General features: G+C 44.3%; 17 protein-coding genes. 1 reads left to right on the plus strand and 16 read right to left on the minus strand.

What is annotated here, in order from left to right; all coding sequences use genetic code 11:
* Positions 1–12 precede the first annotated feature (12 nt).
* The 7 genes from GT575_RS11260 to GT575_RS11290 all read right to left on the minus strand — a co-directional run bounded on the left by GT575_RS11260 (position 13) and on the right by GT575_RS11290 (position 6,485).
* Positions 13–1,785 carry a Na/Pi cotransporter family protein gene (locus GT575_RS11260; protein ID WP_055146525.1) on the minus strand — a complete coding sequence of 591 codons (1,773 nt, stop codon included), beginning with the start codon at positions 1,783–1,785 and terminating at the stop codon, positions 13–15.
* Positions 1,786–2,003: 218 nt separating this feature from the next.
* A complete protein-coding gene (locus tag GT575_RS11265) occupies positions 2,004–2,264 on the minus strand; it encodes a hypothetical protein (protein WP_161172025.1) in 261 nt (86 codons plus the stop codon).
* A 33-nt stretch (positions 2,265–2,297) separates the two neighbouring features.
* Positions 2,298–2,942, minus strand: a complete 645-nt coding sequence (gene phoU, locus GT575_RS11270; RefSeq protein ID WP_055273752.1) for a phosphate signaling complex protein PhoU — start codon at positions 2,940–2,942, stop codon at positions 2,298–2,300.
* A gap of 10 nt (positions 2,943–2,952) precedes the next feature.
* Entirely contained in the window at positions 2,953–3,711 is a 759-nt protein-coding gene (pstB, locus tag GT575_RS11275; RefSeq protein ID WP_015533778.1) for a phosphate ABC transporter ATP-binding protein PstB, read from the minus strand.
* A 16-nt stretch (positions 3,712–3,727) separates the two neighbouring features.
* A complete protein-coding gene (gene pstA / locus GT575_RS11280) occupies positions 3,728–4,732 on the minus strand; it encodes a phosphate ABC transporter permease PstA (protein ID WP_192934977.1) in 1,005 nt (334 codons plus the stop codon).
* On the minus strand, positions 4,733–5,584 hold the full coding sequence (pstC, locus tag GT575_RS11285; RefSeq protein WP_015533776.1) for a phosphate ABC transporter permease subunit PstC: 852 nt from the start codon (positions 5,582–5,584) through the stop codon (positions 4,733–4,735).
* A gap of 7 nt (positions 5,585–5,591) precedes the next feature.
* Complete coding sequence (locus tag GT575_RS11290; RefSeq protein WP_015533775.1) at positions 5,592–6,485, minus strand: substrate-binding domain-containing protein; 894 nt, start codon at positions 6,483–6,485, stop codon at positions 5,592–5,594.
* 367 nt (positions 6,486–6,852) lie between these two features.
* Here GT575_RS11290 and tsaA point away from each other — a divergent pair, with 367 nt between their 5' ends.
* Positions 6,853–7,566, plus strand: a complete 714-nt coding sequence (gene tsaA / locus GT575_RS11295; RefSeq protein ID WP_055146531.1) for a tRNA (N6-threonylcarbamoyladenosine(37)-N6)-methyltransferase TrmO — start codon at positions 6,853–6,855, stop codon at positions 7,564–7,566.
* 14 nt (positions 7,567–7,580) lie between these two features.
* On the opposite strand, the gene GT575_RS11300 is transcribed toward tsaA, so the two are convergent.
* From GT575_RS11300 to GT575_RS11340, 9 genes are all read right to left on the minus strand, one after another.
* Entirely contained in the window at positions 7,581–8,354 is a 774-nt protein-coding gene (locus tag GT575_RS11300) for an aminotransferase class IV (RefSeq protein ID WP_161172026.1), read from the minus strand.
* A gap of 34 nt (positions 8,355–8,388) precedes the next feature.
* On the minus strand, positions 8,389–9,792 hold the full coding sequence (gene pabB / locus GT575_RS11305) for an aminodeoxychorismate synthase component I (protein ID WP_161172027.1): 1,404 nt from the start codon (positions 9,790–9,792) through the stop codon (positions 8,389–8,391).
* A gap of 10 nt (positions 9,793–9,802) precedes the next feature.
* Positions 9,803–10,387, minus strand: coding sequence for an anthranilate synthase component II (locus tag GT575_RS11310; RefSeq protein WP_015533771.1), 585 nt, complete (start codon positions 10,385–10,387; stop codon positions 9,803–9,805).
* Positions 10,388–10,584: 197 nt separating this feature from the next.
* On the minus strand, positions 10,585–12,654 hold the full coding sequence (gene ppk1, locus GT575_RS11315) for a polyphosphate kinase 1 (RefSeq protein WP_161172028.1): 2,070 nt from the start codon (positions 12,652–12,654) through the stop codon (positions 10,585–10,587).
* Positions 12,655–12,869: 215 nt separating this feature from the next.
* The gene (locus tag GT575_RS11320; RefSeq protein ID WP_055146540.1) at positions 12,870–13,778 is read right to left on the minus strand and encodes a substrate-binding domain-containing protein; all 909 of its coding nucleotides are present in this window, start codon (positions 13,776–13,778) and stop codon (positions 12,870–12,872) included.
* Positions 13,775–15,508: a Na/Pi cotransporter family protein gene (locus GT575_RS11325; RefSeq protein ID WP_161172029.1), complete on the minus strand. Its 1,734-nt coding sequence runs from the start codon at positions 15,506–15,508 to the stop codon at positions 13,775–13,777. Before GT575_RS11325 ends, GT575_RS11320 begins: the two co-directional genes overlap by 4 nt.
* Positions 15,509–16,149: 641 nt before the next feature.
* Positions 16,150–16,482 (minus strand): cupin domain-containing protein, encoded by a 333-nt coding sequence (locus tag GT575_RS11330; protein WP_004850052.1) that lies wholly within the window; start codon positions 16,480–16,482, stop codon positions 16,150–16,152.
* Between the two features lie 65 nt (positions 16,483–16,547).
* A complete protein-coding gene (pdxR, locus tag GT575_RS11335) occupies positions 16,548–18,011 on the minus strand; it encodes a MocR-like pyridoxine biosynthesis transcription factor PdxR (protein WP_161172030.1) in 1,464 nt (487 codons plus the stop codon).
* Positions 18,012–18,014: 3 nt separating this feature from the next.
* Positions 18,015–18,668: an HAD family hydrolase gene (locus tag GT575_RS11340; RefSeq protein ID WP_243147884.1), complete on the minus strand. Its 654-nt coding sequence runs from the start codon at positions 18,666–18,668 to the stop codon at positions 18,015–18,017.
* Between the last annotated feature and the right edge of the window lie 83 nt (positions 18,669–18,751).

Here is an 18,751-nt window from a genome sequence, read left to right on the forward strand (position 1 = left end):
ACGTGCCAGATATCACTTCAGCTTGTACATCTCTCTGTAATATGTGTACATGCTCTGGAAATCTATGTTGGAATCCTTCTTCATGTTATCCAGATATTCATGTGTATCAAAGTTATCTGATTTTAACTGAAGCATTGCCACCGCCACGTTGGAACAGTGATCTGCAACTCTCTCATAGTTGTTGATAAGATTCTCCAGTGATATTCCGAGCTCAATGGTACATTTCCCCTTCTGAAGTCTCTTGATATGCTGCTTCTTAACCGCGCTGTTGAGCTCATTGATGGCTTCCTCAAGCGGCTCCACATGGGATGCCTCCTGAAGGTCTTCTTTGTCGTAAGCCTCCACAGTCATGCTGACTATGTTCTGAACTGCATCCTTGTATACACCCAGCTCTGACTTTGCCTTTTCTGAGAAGGACGCGCCCGCCTCATTCATCTTCCTGCATATATCCGCTATGGTTATGGCGTGATCCGACATTCTCTCAAGATCACCTATGACATGAAGTCCGATCGATACCTTCTGGCTATCCTCATGGGAGAGCTCCTTGCTGCTGAGCTTTACCATATAAGAACCGACCTCATCCTCATAGGTATCTATGATGCCCTCAAGATCCTCAACCTTATCCCTGACCGCTTCATCATAATTATCAACCAGTGACAGTGCCATATCAACACTGTTCTTTGAAAGCTGAGCCATGTATTTTACGACCTCTATACAGTGTCCAACAGCAAATGCTGGTTTCTCAAGGAATCTGGCATCCAGACGCTTGAGCATCTCCAGCTCTGCAGGAGTATTCTTCTCCACCTCATCCTTATCTCTGACAGTGAGCGTTGCAAGCTTCTCAAGTCCGCCTGAGAACGGAAGCAGAAGAAGTGTCGCTGCAACGTTGAACACACTGTGTACAACAGCTATGCCAGCTGCATTCGCTGAATCATTCAGGAACTGGAAGTGTACAAATGAATTGACCGTGTAGAACACCACCATGAACACGACTGTTCCTATGATGTTGAAGTACAGATGCACAAACGCAGCTCTCTTGGCATTCTTCTTGGTTCCTATACATGATATCAGTGCCGTTACACAGGTTCCTATGTTCTGACCCATGATGATTGGGATCGCCGTCCCAAATGACACAGCCCCGGTTGCACACAGCGCCTGGAGTATACCTACAGACGCCGAAGAACTCTGTATGATAGCTGTTATCAACATTCCCACAAGCATTCCAAGGAATGGATTGGAGAACATGGTGAGTATATTCGTAAATTCCGGTACATCCTTAAGCGGAGCAACCGCACCGCTCATCATCTCCATACCAAACATGAGCACTGTAAATCCAAGAAGGATTCCACCTATATCGTGCTTCTTCTCAGACTTGGTGAACATGAGGAATATTATTCCTATTACTGCGAGTATAGGTGAAAAGGATGAGGGTTTCAACATATTAATAAATATATTGTCACTCTGTATTCCTGTAAGGCTGAGTATCCATGATGTTACTGTTGTTCCTATATTTGCACCCATGATGATACCCACTGCCTGTCTCAGCTTCATGATGCCTGAGTTTACAAGTCCAACCACCATAACTGTGGTCGCCGATGATGACTGGATCACTCCTGTCACCGCGGCGCCCAGCAGAACACCCTTTATAGGTGTGGATGTGAGTTTTTCCAGTATCTTCTCCAGCTTACCGCCAGCCGTCTTGGCAAGGCCATCTCCCATCACGTTCATTCCATACAGGAACATTGCAAGTCCGCCCAGAAGGGATAACACATTGAAAATATCCATATTTTTTGTCTCCTTATTACATTTCCAATTACTTCTGTATAAGGACTTGTATACACAATATCCCTTTTACAGCGTCTGTTTTATCAGAGTCTATTGTAAAAGGGATATGTAAAATGTGAGATATGTGTATGTAAAATCTGTGTAAATTTAAAATCTGTGTAAAATCTCAACAAATTTTCGTTCAAGGTTTTATATAATTCCAGTCCATTTTCTTTAATTTATCTATTGCCCAGAGGCTCATTTATGAGCAGATACACCGCACTTCCAAGCATTCCTACCAGGAACATGCCATAGCCGCCACATATGAACATCAGCTTTGCTAATGATACATCTCCCAGCACAGGGATCATGTGGAGCAGCAATGCTGCAGCACATCCCGCAAGTCCGCACACCACCATGCTGACTGTTATGAAAAGTTTCATATTGCCTATACCTGTTATGTGTGACAGTTCATTTATCTTCGTACATACCCACTTCATAGAAATCACCTCTTTTCGTCCATGACTCAATCATCAGTCTACATGTTCTCCTGTTATTGAGAAGTGGACCCACTCTGATATATTCGTTGCGTGATCGCCAATCCTCTCAAGATACTTGGCAACCATAAGAAGGTCACAAGCCTGCTCTCCATCATCCGGATTCTCATGTATCATTGTGATGAGTTCATTCTTGACCTTGTCAAAAAGATCATCGACGACATCGTCATGCTCTATTACACTCTTTGCCTTTTTCTCATCTGCGTTGACATATGCCTCTATGCTTGATACCAGCATGACGATCGTCTCTTTTGCCATCTGCTGTATGTGCTCAAGCTTCTTTATATATGGTGTGCCAGCCATGCGCAGTGTGAGTTCTGATATATCTGAGGCGTGATCTCCGATCCTCTCCATATCCGTTATCATCTTGAGTGCTGCGGATATATTTCTCATATCCCCGGCAACCGGCTGCTGGGTAAGGAACAGCTTGAGGCACAGATTCTCAATCTCTCTCTCCTGATGGTCAATGGCATCATCCGCCTCGATCGCCTTCTTTGCGAGCTCTGTGTCCTGGGCCACGAGAGCCTTGATCGCTGTCTCGATTGCCTGCTCGATCATAGTTCCCATCTCTATCATCTCTGCGTGAAGCTTTCTAAGCTGCATCTCATATTTGTCTCTCATCATGTCCCTCCTAACCAAATCTACCGGTGATGTAATCCTCTGTACGCTTATCAGCCGGCTTGCTGAACATCTTTTCTGTCTCTGCGTACTCAACAACCTCTCCGAGAAGGAAGAACGCTGTGTTGTCCGCAACTCTGGTTGCCTGCTGCATGTTATGCGTAACCATGATAATGGTGTAATTGTCCTTCAGTTCAAGTACCAGGTCCTCTATCTTGGATGTCGATATAGGATCAAGGGCCGATGTAGGCTCATCCATGAGAAGTACCTCAGGCTCCACTGCCAGTGCTCTGGCTATACAGAGCCTCTGCTGCTGACCACCAGAAAGACCCAGGGCTGATTTCTTCAGTCTGTCCTTGAGCTCATCCCATATGGCTGCCTGTCTGAGAGATCTCTCAACTATCTCATCAAGCTTTGCACGGTTTCTTATTCCATGGGTTCTTGGGCCATATGCTATATTGTCATACACGCTCATCGGAAATGGATTTGGCTGCTGGAATACCATTCCAACTCTTTTTCTCAAAAGGTTAATATCCATTCCGCTGTATATGTCCTCTCCATCAAGCCTCACATCACCTGTTATCTTACAGCCCTCTACCAGATCATTCATTCTGTTGAGTGACTTGAGAAATGTTGACTTTCCACAACCTGATGGTCCAATAAATGCTGTAACCTCATTTGACGGAATATCCATATCAATACCCTTAAGGGCATGGAACTTTCCATAATAGAGGTTAAGATTTTTAACGCTGAACTTAACGTTATTATTCATCTATTTTTCTCCATTCTTAATTTGCTTTATCTGCTGCAACCCTGCCTGCAATCTTGTCGGACGCAAAGTTGATAAGCACTACAAGTACAAGAAGCACTACCGCTGTTGCATAACCCTGATCCGTGTGAAGTCCTTCTTTTGACAGAAGGTACATATGAACCGCCAGAGTTCTTGTTGAATCGGTAAGCTTTGTCGCCATCTTTGCAACCGATCCTGCTGTGTATATGAGTGCTGCCGTTTCGCCCACGATACGTCCTGTCGCAAGTATGATTCCTGACAGTATTCCAGGAACGGCACTTGGAAGCACTACTTTGAATACTGTTCTGAGCTTTCCGGCTCCCAGTCCAAAACTTCCTTCTCTATAAGACTTAGGCACTGCCATAAGTGCCTCCTCTGTGGTTCTCATTATGACCGGAAGAACCATTATCGCCAGGGTTAACGCACCTGATATGAGTGATAATCTAAGTCCACACGCATTTGTGAAAAACAGCATTCCAAATAGTCCGTATACGATCGAAGGTATTCCTGTAAGCGTCTCCGCTGTGATCCTCACTACCCCCACCAGCTTATTGCCAGTCTTTGCATATTCTACAAGATATATCGCTGCAAATATTCCTATCGGACCTGCTATCAGGAGGGACAGCAGCGTCATGTAAACCGTATTTATAAGTGCCGGTACCAGCGAACAGTTGTCCGATGTATATTCCCAGCTGAATATGTCCGCATTAAGATTTGGGATTCCCTTTACCAGTACATACACCAACAGAAATCCTATGGAGAGCACAGTTATGAGTGTCGCCAGATGTACAAAGATAAACATTATGAATGATCCCGGTCTCTTTCTGTACTCAGCCCATTTCTCAGACCATGTGCTCTTGTTTATTGCCTCTATGCTGTTCACATCAACTATGGATGAAGGATCGTCCTCAGGTGCCGTCTTTTTCGTGCTGATTATTGTATTTTTTGTTCTGTCATCGCCACATGCGACAACTGTCTTTATTCCTTCTACTCTCTCTGTCATCTATGCCACCGTCTTTCTCTTTATGATGGAGAACAGGAGGTTGATAATGAGTATGAATACGAACAGTACAACGCCCGTCGCTATCAGAGCCTGTCTGTGCAGGTCCGTCGCATATCCCATCTCCATTACTATATTTGTGGTGAGTGTTCTGACACCTCTCAGTATTCCGTCAGGCATATGGACCTGATTTCCAGCAACCATGATGACCGCCATAGTCTCTCCAACTGCACGGCCAACACCAAGGATAATCGCTGCCATAACTCCTGACTTTGCTGCAGGGACAACAGTCTTGAACACGCTTCGCTCATGTGTTGCTCCAAGTGCCAGGGCTCCCTGATAATATTTGTCAGGTACCGCTCTTATTGAGGTCTCTGATACACTGATGATAGTTGGAAGTATCATCATTCCAAGAAGTACTGATGCCGTGAGCATCGTATTTCCATTTACTCCAAATATGCTTCTCACCATCGGTACAAGCACACACATTCCAAAGAATCCATATACTACCGAAGGTATTCCGGCCATCAGATTGATAAATGGCTTTATAACTTTATATAATCTGTCGGGACAAAACTTTGCCAGATATATCGCTGTCAGAAGTCCTATCGGAACTCCAATTATCAGTGCTCCGGCTGTCACATATATACTTCCTAATATGAAAGGAAGAATGCCGTAGTACCCATTTGTAGGCTTCCAGACCTCACCAAGGGTGAAATCCCCGAAGCCTATCTCTTTAATGGCCGGTATTCCATTCACAAACAGGAACACACATATGAGTGCTACTGCTGCGATGGATACCAGTGCCGCTATCAGGAATACTACATGCATAATTGTTTCTTTAAGTTTATGCATAAGCTGATTACTTTACGTCCTCCCACTTTGCTGCTGAACCTGTGAATATGTCCTTGACCTGATCTACTGTGTAGTCCTCAGCAGGGTTGTTGTTATTTACTATAACTGCAATTCCGTCCATTGCTATTACTGTTGCCTTGAGACCAAGTGCTGTCTCTGTATCCTTGAGTTCACGTGATGCCATACCTATGTCGCATGTTCCATCTGATGTTGATGTGATACCTGTTGTTGAATCGCTCTCCTGAAGCTCGATGTCAGCGTTTGTGTTGATTGCCTTGTATGCCTCGATAAGTTTTTCCATAACAGGTGTTACTGAAGATGATCCTGCAACAACAATCTTGCCCTTTGGATTTGTTGAAGTAAATGCTCCGCTGTTTGCAACCTCGATGTACTTATTTGCTGAGATGATCTTCTGTCCATCCTCGCTCATGATGTAGTTGATGAAATCCTGTGCAACATCGCTGATGCCATCCTTTGTAACGATGTTGAAAGGTCTTGAAAGTGTGTATGAACCATTGTTGATGTTCTCCTCACTTGCCTCAACTCCACCGATCTTGAGTGCCTTTACTGTATCGTTGAGTGCTCCGAGAGATATGTAACCGATTGCATAATCATCTCCTGCTACTGTTGTGAGTACGACCTCTGTGCTGTTGCATGTGATGGCATTTGTTGTTGTGTTGTCGACCTTATTGCCATCTGCATCCTTCTCCTCAACTCCTGTGAGCTCTACGAATGCTCCTCTCGTTCCTGAGCCTTCCTCTCTTGATACTACTGATATATCCTGTGCTGCATCGAATCCGCCATCTGCGCTCTTTGATGAATTATTTCCACAGCCTGCAAGACTTCCTACCATAAGTGCTGCTCCAAGTGTAACTGCTAATACTTTCTTTAATTTAACCATTTTCTTTTTCTCCTTACTTTGTCCATATTCTTTCTTGGAACATCAGCCATGCAAAATCACTTTATGGTATGGCTGATGCTGCATAACAAGTTTTCTACGAAAACTTATTACATGTGCCGGTTATCTCTTGAACCGGTCTTTGCAAATATTGTATTATTGGGACATATCATTCTTTGCTTATGTCCCGGAAAAGAACTCGCGCGCCTTTCGTTCTTTTCTTTGAACTATAATAAATGGCATAAGTAAAATACATAACCAACGCAATGTAAATTGAATGTAAAGTCGGCGTTAATCAATGCATGCTGAATGTACAGCAAATAATCTGCCATGACTTATAAATTGCAACCAGAAAGTGGGATAAATATACATGACAAATACCAGTTTAGAAGTAATAGGATATGTGAGATGCGACTACAAAGAGAAGTTCGGGATTCCAAGGCAGAGCGGTCTGACAGGCCGCGCCGCCGCTTTTATAGAGATACTTCCACCGTACAATCAGGCAGAGGCGTTCAGAGGACTTGACGGATTCTCCCACATATGGCTGCTGTGGGACTTCTCCAGGGCTCACAAGAACGGTTTTACCGCAACAGTAAAACCCCCAAAGCTGGGCGGTAACCAGCGGATGGGGGTTTTTGCCACCAGATCGCCATTCAGACCGAACAACATCGGACTATCATCGGTGAAGCTTCTGGACATTATATATAATGAAGAAAACGGCTGTGTACACGGACTTGTGGTGTCAGGAGCCGATATACTGGACGGAACACCGGTGTACGATATCAAGCCTTATCTACCATACACCGACAGCCATCCGGATGCGACCGGGGGCTGGACAGACTCCCTTGATATTCCGGAGCTGTCTGTGTGTTTCTCTGACGATATCGCCGTCAAACTTGAAACAATATTTTCAAGTACACAGATCGAGGCCCTGAAAGAGATACTTGCGCAGGATCCAAGGCCTGGCTATCAGGATGAACCGAATAGACGCTATGGAATGCTGTACGGCGGATACGATATAAGGTTTACCATATCTGGTGACACTCTTACCATATGCGAAGTGGCTGAGCCCGGACCACAATGATACAAAAAGGCATTTTACCGGCATAAAGCTGAAAAATTATGATATTTTCTCATTATCATGGCTGTGACGTTCCTCTCCTCAAAGCTGATATTTCCCAGTAGTTTCACCGGCATGACCCCCATCAAGGAATTGGTCACAAAGCATTCCTGATACGATGACAGTTCATCAGGGAATATCACCGTCTGCGTGACCGCCTCTGATTCACAGATATACTCCCTTACTGTTCCAGGCAGAAGACCTGAGTCTATCGCAGGTGTGTATATCCTACCATCTCTCACCAAAAATATATTACTCACCGTACCCTCGCATATCTGTCCCTTTGTATTCAGGAAGATCCGTTCATCCATTCCAGCTTTGCCAGACCGCCTTTTTTCAAGAATGCAGTCTCCGTAATTCATGGTTTTATGATATACGAACGGCGATGTCTCATTTCTTCTAACATTACTTATGTCCATTGCAAACCCCCGTTCGTATATATCTGGGGTGTAAGGATTATCTCTCATTGAAAAAAACACATTTTCCTGAGTCAACATGATCTTTAACGCACATCGCCTCATATGACCTGATCGATCTCTGTAATCATGCTCACTCATCCACTTTCTCAGATATTCCAGCACAGTTATCCTGTCTATGCCCCGTTCTGCTGGCATGCCAAGATCCAGGAATCTTGCAGCATCTTCCAGACGTCTCAGATGCCTGTCAAGAAATATCGGCCTGCCGTCAACCACACTTATAGTTTCAAATGCTCCAAGACCAAATTGAAAGCAATCATCCATTTTTACATTCATTTTACATTTCTCCCATTTCCATCATTTTCAAATGCTACTGCAATGCACTGAGTATTGCTTTTGCCTTATCCCGTGTCTCTTCATACTCTGCACCAGGATCTGAATCGGCAGTAATACCGCCTCCAACGCCAAGATAATACCTGCCATTTCTGTACAATACAGTTCTTATCACTATATTAAAATCGCATTTTCCATCCAATGTAATATAACCAATAGAGCCGGTGTAAATATTTCTCTTCCCGCATTCAAGTTCATCTGTAATCTCCATAGCCCTGCGTTTCGGCGCCCCCGTAACAGAACCACCCGGAAATGCCGCAGTAAGAAGAGACATCACATCTTCCCCATCCTGCAGCATACCTTCAACATTTGCCACCTGATGGAAAACAGTCGCATACTCTTCTATCGAAAACAGTTCAGTCACTTTTACGCTTCCCGGTCTGCACACATGGTTCAGGTCATTCCTCTCAAGATCTACAATCATCAGGAGTTCACTCTTTTCCTTCTGTGATTTCTCAAGCTCCCTCCTGAGTGCCTCATCCTCCCTGTCAGTCTCTCCCCGTCTCCTCGTCCCCTTTATCGGCCGGGTGTACACACGACGATCCTTTATCTGCATAAACCGTTCAGGAGAGGCGCTCACTATCTGATAATCTCCCAGATCAAGATATCCACCAAATGGCGACGGATTGCTAACTCTCAGGTCATGGAACACGTCCAGAGGCTTTTTATCGCTGTCGACAATTATATGCCTTGTCATATTTGCAACATATACATCCCCCTCGGTTATATAATCCTTCAGTCTTCTTATAGAGTGCTCATACTCTTCCCTGCTGCATTCTTCGTACACATTCAAGTTATACTTCTTCCTCTTTTGTACATCTTCACTCGTCCTGTCAATTATATTGCCATTTTCCCGATCATCCCTGCCACAATACTTCTCTATATCATTCTCCATTACATCAATATTTGACTGTGCATCACCTGTCATCCCATTTGCCACAAGATATGTCTCTTTTTTTAGACAATCTTCAACAACGAAACAGTCATAGAAGATCATGACTGCCTCTGGAACAGACACAAGATCTTCATTGATGGAATCAAGCCCCATCCTATCCATTCCATAATCGTAGGATACATACCCTATCGCTCCTGATACGATCGGCAAATCCTCCGAACTCTTATCCATATGCTGTACAAGATACTGTCTCATATATTCTTCAAATGTTATATTCTTTTCAGAATCTCCATTAACCTCAAATGTATCCCCATTCTTAACAAGCCTGAGATATGGGCATCTCCCGATGATCGAATAGTGTCCCAGATTATTCACAAGGGATGAGTCAAGAAATGCTATTCCTGTCTCATCCTCATATATTTCAAAAACATCAGCTGCACACACATATCTGTCAAGTTTTTTTACCACTCGCCTCATACTGCTCATATATGACTCCTTATCTGCAATTAAACTTCTCCGCCGCTATACAAAAATTATACAATATATCATGACCATACTCCGTAAGTACCGCTTCCGGGTGAAACTGCACCCCGTACAACGGCAGCCTTCTGTGTGATATTCCCATAACTGCACCATCCTCGGATATAGCATCCACCTGGTAATCATCCGGCAGACTACTGCCATTTATTACCAATGAGTGGTACCTTGTGACATGAAAGCTTTCCGGCAGCCGCGCGAACAGACCTGTTCCACAGGTATGTATCTCTGTCACCTTTCCATGCATTGGCATCTTTCCTTTTTCAACAATGGCGCCCGCACAATACCCAAGTATCTGATGTCCAAGACAGACTCCAAGTATCGGAATCTTTCCCTTATACATGTTCACAACATCCACACACATTTTTGCCTCCCATGGCCGCCCAGGTCCCGGTGAAAGTATTATGCCCTCCGGCTCCAGATCTTCCACATCATGCAGAGATATCCGATCGCACCTTTTTACGGTCACACATCTTCCCATCTCTTCGAAATACGCCTTCAGGTTATACACAAATGAATCAAAATTGTCTATCATCAGATACATGCACTTCTCCTTATCCGCAATCACTATAAAACACAAAAAGGATAACAGCCGGCATGCCAAAGCATGCACAGTCGTTATCCTTTTCGGTCCGTAATCTGCACGTTATTTTTATCTTTGATTTTTACAGATTCTAACATATCTGTCCTCAGAAAGCAAATGCCTTTGCTACTTTTGCGCAGTCTCACTATGCAATGCGCCTACTGACGTGCCCTCTCATAGGCATCTGCATACTGCTGTTCCTGTGAGTTTATCTCCTCAACATCGCGGTTCTGTTTCAAGTAGGTGCCATCAGGCTGCTGTATGCGTGCCTGCATGTTATCCTTCATCATAAGTCCAAACATATCTCTGATACGCTGCTTGATCTTATCATCATATATAGGTGTAGCAACCTCCACACGGCGGAGAGTGTTACGTGTCATAAAATCTGCTGAAGCTATATATATCTTGTCTCTGTCAGGGGTTCCGAACATATATATTCTTGAATGCTCAAGGAAACGTCCAACAATACTTCTTATATGTATATTCTCCGTTTCTCCGGGGATTCCCGCCAGCAGACAGCATATTCCTCTTACTATAAGTTCAACCTTAACTCCCGCCTTCGATGCCTCAACCAGCTTGTCGATGATCTTCTTGTCAGTGAGAGAATTGATCTTAACACCGATATACGCAGGCTGACCATCCTTTGCTATGGTTATCTCATCATCTATCATCTTGATGACCGGAGCCTGCAGGCATTCAGGAGCCACAAGCAGGTGATCAGCATGGCTGACTGTATTGCCGATGAGGATTGACTGGAACACTTTCATGGCATCCTTACCAATATCCTCATTTGCAGTCATAAGTGACAGATCTGTGTAGAGTCTCGATGTCTTCTCATTGTAATTGCCCGTTCCTATCTGTGTTATGTATTGGATCCTGCCTCCATCCTTTCTGGTTATAAGACAAAGCTTTGAGTGTACCTTGAGACCATCCACACCATACACAACATGACAGCCCGCGTCCTCGAGGGTACGGCTCCACTCTATGTTATTTTCCTCATCAAATCTTGCCTTGAGTTCCACAAGTACCTCAACCTGCTTACCGTTCTCAGCAGCTTCAACAAGAGCCTCCACCACCTTGGAGTTCTTTGCCAGACGGTAAAGTGTCATCCTGATTGCATTTACCTTTGGATCTCTTGCTGCCTCCTGAAGGAGATTCAGGAACGGTCTGATGCTCTCATACGGATATGAGAGAAGCACATCCTTCTCAAGTATCTGAGGTATAAGTGGCTTCATCACATCAAGATCCGGTGACTGCTGTGACACTCTCTTCTCAAAGAACAGCTCCTGTCTGTCCCTGAGCTTATCCTGTATCTGGAATACAAATGACAGATCCAGCGGAGATTTTGAATAAAATACATGTTTTTCGTCAAGCTCACAGTAATCACACACCTCGCCCACCATCTTCTGTGATATATCTCTTGTAAATTCTATTCTGACCGGAGCAAGTTTCTTTCTAAGCTTAACAACCTGCTCCATCTGATCTCTATAGTTGAGGTCTTCATCATACACCTTGCTCACGTCGATATCGGCATTTCTGGTGATCCTCATGAGAGTCTTCTCCTGAACCTTGTAGCCCTTGAAAAGCCCTGGAGCATAGTGAAGGATAAGCTCCTCCAAAAGTATATAGGTTCCAGGCACGCCCGGAAGTGCCACAAGTCTTGGAAGCATGCCACTCTCACAAGGTATGATACCGAGTTTCTTCTTGCCCTTTCTCTCAAGTATGGCAAGGGCATATATCTCTCTGTTCTTGAGGAATGGGAATGGCTGTTTTCTTCCAACGATCATCACTGAGAGCAGCGGAAGTATCTCCTGCGCAAAATAACTGTCAAGATACTTTGCGTCAGCCTTCGACAGGTCTGCGTACCTTACCAGTCTAAACCCCTCCGTCTCAACATCTTTCATGAGATTCTCATATATGTTGTCTTTGATCGCATTGAGCTTTGTGACATTCTCAAGGATCGCATCAATCTGTTCCTGTGGGCTGAGCTTTGTCTTGTTCTCCCTCTGATCTCCGGTCAAAAGTTTCTGATCCTCCAGAGAACCAACTCTCACCATGAAGAATTCATCAAGATTTGACTGATATATTGCCAGAAATGACAATTTCTCGCAAAGCGGTGAATTCTCATTCTGTGCCTCCTCCAGCACACGCTCATTAAACTTGAGCCATGAAATCTCTCTGTTGACGTATACGCCCTTTATTGTACTTATATTTGTATCCTGTGCCATTTCTTCATATTCTCCTTTTCTGTTCTTTATTTTTCTTATCAGTCTGATCAGCCAGTTTACCAATTGCCTGTCCTCTTTCTATCTGTTTTATTCTATACATACACATTTATTCTATACATACACAACAAGACGGATAGCCATATGACTATCCCTCTCATCATAGGAGCAGACTCATTATATGCACCCATGTGAGTTGCTGTTCCTTATTGTGGTAATCATCTCAAATCGCTCCAGGCAGTATACTTCTTATCATATATCTTCTTCAGCATATCCACCGATATGTCAGATAGCGTATTCTCACTGTTTACGATCACAGCAATCGCATCACGTCCAAATACATATGATGTGAGCAGCTCGCTCTCGTACGGCTGAAGGCTTCTGGATGACATTCCAAGGTCACATCTGCCCTGAAGCGCATCATTGAGTCCCTGTGTCGAATCCGACTCTGTGACCAAGATCTTCGCTGCCGGATTGATCTTCATGTATTCCTCTGCCAGCTTAGATACGATCGGAGCTGCCGATGTAGAACCATGTATCTCCACCGTACCACCAGACTTGTCTGACAGGAATGTCTCGCTCTTTTTTACCGGAACACAGTAGTCCGCAACCACTGCCTGCCCCGCTGACTTCACATAAGCCATGAAATCCTTTGCCACAGCTGACAACTCTCCGTTATACACCAATATATAATCCCTGCACAGAGGATATTTGTCCTTCTCTATAGATGCCGCATCCGGAGCTACACCATCGACATCCAGCGCCTTTACACCACTGTTATTTTCCGCACTGTAAGCTATATAACCTATCGCATTTTTGTCAGAAGCAACTTCCGATATGACCTTATCTGTGGAATCTGCAACAGTGTTTGTTCCCGTAGCATCGGTACCTACAAGATTGTCAAATTCCGTCTTAGTACCGGAACCTTCCTCTCTGGAAACCACATTTATCGTACCCATGGATGACATATCCGGAACGTCCACTTTGGCGCCACATCCTGTGAGTAACAGAGAACCCAGTGCAGTCATTGCAAGAAATTTGCCAATCATTTTCCAGTATCTGTCCCTTTTGCAGCTCCTGTCTATATTACTGTCAATATACGTTCTTTCACATTTGTATTTTGTCATGCCTGAGCACCTGCCTTCACCATGACTTCACTGTCGCTATCCATATTCTCTATATCAAGTTTGTCAAATGTGAAATCGTCGATTGCCTCTTCCGCAATGGATATGCAGTTGTCCGCCATACGGTCCATGCTGTAAAGGAGTGCTGAATAATCCGCTGTCAGGCTTCTCACGCAGGTGTTTTTCTTGACTCTTGCGAGATGAGCCTTACCTGCCTGTCTCTGGAGCTTTCTTATCTTCTTCTTGTCTGCGGCAACCTTGTCAGGAGTTTCACTGTCTCCAGTAATTATTGCATTCATTGACTCACTGAAAAGCTTCTCTGTCATATCCATACACGCTGTCAGGTCAGTTATCGCAGCATCCGACAGCAGTTGTCCATTGTCCAGGATCTTTTTATACAGGCCATCCACCTCATCGCACCTGTCTGCTATACGCTCTATATTGTTGCTGACCACCATGAGGCCTGCCGCCTGCTCTGCCTGTTTCTCGGTAAGGTTACCACTAGATATCAGCTTTGTGATGAAATCAACTATTATATCCTGAAGCTCCTTGACCTTATCATGCTCATCCACATATTTGTCTCGGATATCTGTAATATTTCTCTTCTCTATAGCATTTTTCATAGCCTCTATCATCTTGCCCGCATGAACCGACAGTCTTGATATCTCTTTTGCGGCCATGTAGATAGCTGCCGCCGGCTGTGACATAGCTTTATCATCGAGGTATTTGGCTACAAAGCCCTCTGAATTTTTCTTGTCCTCACCCCTGATGATGAACTTAACTATCTTCACCATAACAGGTATCAGAGGCAGCCAGATAAGTGTACATGCCACATTGAACGTGGTATGCGCATTTGCTATCTGTCTTGATATGATGTCAAGTTCATCGCCCTTCGGTGATATCCACTGCACAAATGCAGCCAGCGGTCTTATAAGGAACATGAAAAGTATGGTTCCTGTGATATTGAATGTACTGTGCGCGATGGCTGTTCTCTTGGCATTCTTGGACTGTCCTATGGATGCCAGAAGCGCTGTGATGGTTGTTCCAATGTTATCTCCAAAAAGGATAGGTATCGCCCCTGCCAGACCTATGACACTGTGTATTCCGTCAGGTCCAGGCTGTGACGCAAAGTTCTGAAGTACCGCAATGGTCGCCGAACTACTCTGTACAACCAAGGTCATAACTGCGCCAAGTACAACTCCGAGAACCGGTATCTCTGACACCTTGCCCATCAGATCCACAAATATCGCACTGCTGGCAAGTGGTTTCATAACACCACCCATGACCTCGATACCTTCAAAGAGAAGTCCAAATGAGAATATGACCATACCAACATTTCTGATCTTTTCCTTCTTGAACACAAAGTTCATAATGAAACCTATAAATATGATCGGATATATGTAATTGCTGATCTTGAACGCCATAAGCTGTGCCGTCATGGTCGTTCCTATATTTGCTCCAAATATTACTGATATAGCCTGTGGCAGACTCATGAGTCCTGCACTTACAAATCCGATGACCATGACCGTAGTCGCCGAACTGCTCTGGAGAACTGCGGTTACAAGTGCTCCCGCCAAAGCTCCCATCAAAGGATTCTTGGTAAGGAATCCCAATATTCTCTTCATCCTTTCTCCTGCTGCCTTTTGAAGTGCATCGCTCATGCTATTCATTCCATATAGGAACATGGCAAGTCCTCCCAGCAATCCAAATACTATCTTAACTCTTTCGTCCACTGTGTTTCTTTCCTCCTTATGTAAATCTCATCTTAAACAAGCATATCCACATAAGGAAATGGCCGCTATCCACATGCAGTAAACGAAATGTAAAATCTATGTAAAAAGCAAGAAAAGCCAGCAGACACACATATGTGTATCTACTAGCTTTAAGCCTCATCATTATAAACTTGCTATTATATTAGCATTTTATATCGTGTTTTTCAATATGCAAGCGCGTAAAATTTATGTAAACTACATTAAAACAGTCTATCCAGTGATAGTATTATAAAGTTAGCACCTTTCTTATCTTTTTTTCACCATCAAAATAATTTAATTTTAGCATTCTATGAATTATTGCTTCTTTACACTGTTCTCCCTCTCTTACATGTTTACTATCCAAGGCCCCCACCTCTCTGTTTCTGCCAAGTATCAACTGATCTATCGAAACATTAAAAGTATCTGAAATCTTCACTAAAACTGTTACATTTATCAGAGGCTTTTCTAGATGTGACATGAATTAGCGCATATATATCAAGTTAATCACTTGATAACAAATAAAAAAGAGATCTCCATATTCTGATGCGCACCCGGAATTCCAGATGTATTCCAGTTACATTGATTGGGAGAACCTCTTTTTTATTTTCTTATATTATTCTCTTCTAGTTGTGCTCTGGCACTACAGCATAGAACACCAGATCCTCATCGCCGTTGTTCTTCAGACTATGGCTGTGTCCCGGTGGGCAATAATGGCAGTCGCCCGGATTGAGTATCTCCATGGTGTCGTCATACTCCATGGTTCCAACTCCTGAGATGATAAAAATGATCTCGCTGTTGGTGTCATGTGTGTGAAGTCCTATAGAACTTCCTGCTGGAAGTGTTGCCCTCATGATCTTGTTGTAATTGCCTACGTGCATGCGTGGCTTGAATACGCCTTCGCCGCCCTTAAAGTTCTGAATATTCTGCTCCTCAAGTGAATCAAATGATATCTTCATCCGTTGTCCTCCTTACGAAAAATTCCTGCAAACGCATGAAATGCGCTCCGCGCGGCGTCTGCATGCTATGTCGTCAAGCGCACCACACTCTCAAGAAGTCTGTCACAGGCCTCCTCTATTATGTCTTCTTCTATGCCCGAATAATTGATAACCAGTGTGTGGCTGTCCTCCTGCTCTTTTCCGTGGCAGTACTGGCTGAGGCTGGATATGTTGATTCCTGCCGCGGCAGCCCTGTCCACCATCTCTCTGTCCGTGTATGACGTGTCGATCTCCATAAGGAAATGAAGACCTGCATTCTCTTCCTTTATCGTTACCTGCGGATACAGCCTGTGGCTCCTGATACAACCAAGTATCCTGTCCCTGCTGTTCCTGTAAAACTTTCTCATCCTGTTGATGTGCTTTTCCAGATACCCCTCCTGGATAAACCTTGTGAGTGTATACTGATCAAAATTCGACACCGTACACGCATAAAAGCTTAGTACATGATTATACCTTACCATGAGCGGTATTGGCAATACCATGTAGCTTATTCGTATGGTTGATGACAAACTTTTTGAAAATGTATTCATGTAAATGACTTTATCAGATGCGTCTATACTCTGAAGCGCCGGGATTGGATTTCCAACCAGACGGAATTCACTGTCATATTCATCCTCTATGATATATCTGCCCTCCTGCTTTGCCGCCCAGCCCAGCAGTTCATATCTCCTGCTCGCCGGAGTGACAGTTCCCGTAGGGAAATGGTGTGACGGTGATATATGCACCACATCAGCCCCGGACCGCTCTAGCGAATCTATGTTGACACCGCTCTCATCCATGTCTATATAACAGCATTTCACTTGATATGCATCGTATATGTGCTGTATCTTCTGATATCCCGGATTCTCCACACCGTATACGCTGTCCCTGCCGAGAAGCTGTATGATAAGACCATACAGATATTCCGTTCCCGCACCGACTATGATCTGGTTCGGGCTTACAGACATCCCCCTGAACTGATAGAGATAATCCGCAATGGCCTTTCTGAGTTCGAATATACCACCCGATGGTGATCTCTTCATAAGCTTTTCCCGGTCATCCATCATCGTCTCCCTCATGAGCTTCGTCCATGTCGAAAATGGAAAGTTCTCACTGAGGGTGGAATTGTTTACAAAGTCGGCAAAGAATCCGTTCTGGCCAGGGGATTCTGCGTGTTCCCTGATCACATGAGAATGCTCTGTCACATGGTCTTCCGATCCACTGGTATAGCAGGCATTGCGCACTCCCACAACATCCGCGTCCTCGGCCTTCACATCACACACATAGAACCCACTCTTCGGCTTTGAGTAAATATACCCCTCCGCCAGAAGCTGACTGTAGGCGTTTTCCACTGTGACGACGCTCACATTCAGATGAGCTGCAAGCGCCCTCTTTGACGGCAGCTTCTCATGGGCTTTAAGATTTCCCATCAATATGTCATTTTTTATCTCTTTGTACAAATGCTCATAGAGGAAATCCATCCCTCTGTCGTCAAATGAATATGTAAGCATCCATTACTCTCCCAATACTATATCAACGATCTTCTGTGTCTCATGTATGACAAATGGTGCACCAAGGCTCATGATGAACTCCTCGTCTCTGAATCCCCAGCCAACCATGATGACATCCGTTCCAGAATTTCTTGCTGTGGCAAGATCCACATCAGAGTCACCTATATACACGACATCCTTCTTCTCAAGACCAAGCGTTCTGAGGCACTCCTCCACCATGTCAGGTGCAGGCTTCTTTGCAATTCCGCTTTTCTCTCCAAGTGCAAAGTCAAACATATCAGGGAAGTAGTCAACACACAGATCCTGAACTGCGAAATCCGCCTTGTTGGACACAACCGCAGTCTTCACACCTGCTGCCCTGAGCTTTGCGATGGCATCATGTATTCCGTCATATGGTCTGGTCTTGATGGCACTGTGCTCCTTATAATAAGAAGCAAATGTATCAAACACCTTATCTATCGTTGCCACATCAGTTCCCGCCGGCACAGCTCTCTCAATGAGCTTTCGTATGCCATTCCCAACAAATCTTCTAACCTCATCTATAGTTCTCTCAGGGAATCCATGATGAGCAAGTGCATAGTTTGTACTGTCTGTCAGGTCCTCCAGAGTATTGAGTATTGTTCCATCCATATCAAATATCGCTGCCTTGTATCTCATGTCATACATCTCCTTGTCTTGTTTGTAATTATGCTTATTCCCATTATAATCTGTGAGTTAAGGTTGTCAATCAACAATGATGC

It is taken from the genome of Coprococcus sp. BIOML-A2, assembly GCF_009875795.1.
Lineage (GTDB): Bacteria > Bacillota > Clostridia > Lachnospirales > Lachnospiraceae > Coprococcus > Coprococcus aceti.

Bases quoted from the DNA above. Each gene is read 5' to 3' on its own strand.
- GT575_RS11260 (WP_055146525.1), bottom strand. From the start codon at position 1,785: ATGGATATTTTCAATGTGTTATCCCTTCTGGGCGGACTTGCAATGTTC.
- GT575_RS11265 (WP_161172025.1), bottom strand. From the start codon at position 2,264: ATGAAGTGGGTATGTACGAAGATAAATGAACTGTCACACATAACAGGT.
- phoU (WP_055273752.1), bottom strand. From the start codon at position 2,942: ATGAGAGACAAATATGAGATGCAGCTTAGAAAGCTTCACGCAGAGATG.
- pstB (WP_015533778.1), bottom strand. From the start codon at position 3,711: ATGAATAATAACGTTAAGTTCAGCGTTAAAAATCTTAACCTCTATTAT.
- pstA (WP_192934977.1), bottom strand. From the start codon at position 4,732: ATGACAGAGAGAGTAGAAGGAATAAAGACAGTTGTCGCATGTGGCGAT.
- pstC (WP_015533776.1), bottom strand. From the start codon at position 5,584: ATGCATAAACTTAAAGAAACAATTATGCATGTAGTATTCCTGATAGCG.
- GT575_RS11290 (WP_015533775.1), bottom strand. From the start codon at position 6,485: ATGGTTAAATTAAAGAAAGTATTAGCAGTTACACTTGGAGCAGCACTT.
- tsaA (WP_055146531.1), top strand. From the start codon at position 6,853: ATGACAAATACCAGTTTAGAAGTAATAGGATATGTGAGATGCGACTAC.
- GT575_RS11300 (WP_161172026.1), bottom strand. From the start codon at position 8,354: ATGAATGTAAAAATGGATGATTGCTTTCAATTTGGTCTTGGAGCATTT.
- pabB (WP_161172027.1), bottom strand. From the start codon at position 9,792: ATGAGCAGTATGAGGCGAGTGGTAAAAAAACTTGACAGATATGTGTGT.
- GT575_RS11310 (WP_015533771.1), bottom strand. From the start codon at position 10,387: ATGTATCTGATGATAGACAATTTTGATTCATTTGTGTATAACCTGAAG.
- ppk1 (WP_161172028.1), bottom strand. From the start codon at position 12,654: ATGGCACAGGATACAAATATAAGTACAATAAAGGGCGTATACGTCAAC.
- GT575_RS11320 (WP_055146540.1), bottom strand. From the start codon at position 13,778: ATGACAAAATACAAATGTGAAAGAACGTATATTGACAGTAATATAGAC.
- GT575_RS11330 (WP_004850052.1), bottom strand. From the start codon at position 16,482: ATGAAGATATCATTTGATTCACTTGAGGAGCAGAATATTCAGAACTTT.
- pdxR (WP_161172030.1), bottom strand. From the start codon at position 18,011: ATGCTTACATATTCATTTGACGACAGAGGGATGGATTTCCTCTATGAG.
- GT575_RS11340 (WP_243147884.1), bottom strand. From the start codon at position 18,668: ATGAGATACAAGGCAGCGATATTTGATATGGATGGAACAATACTCAAT.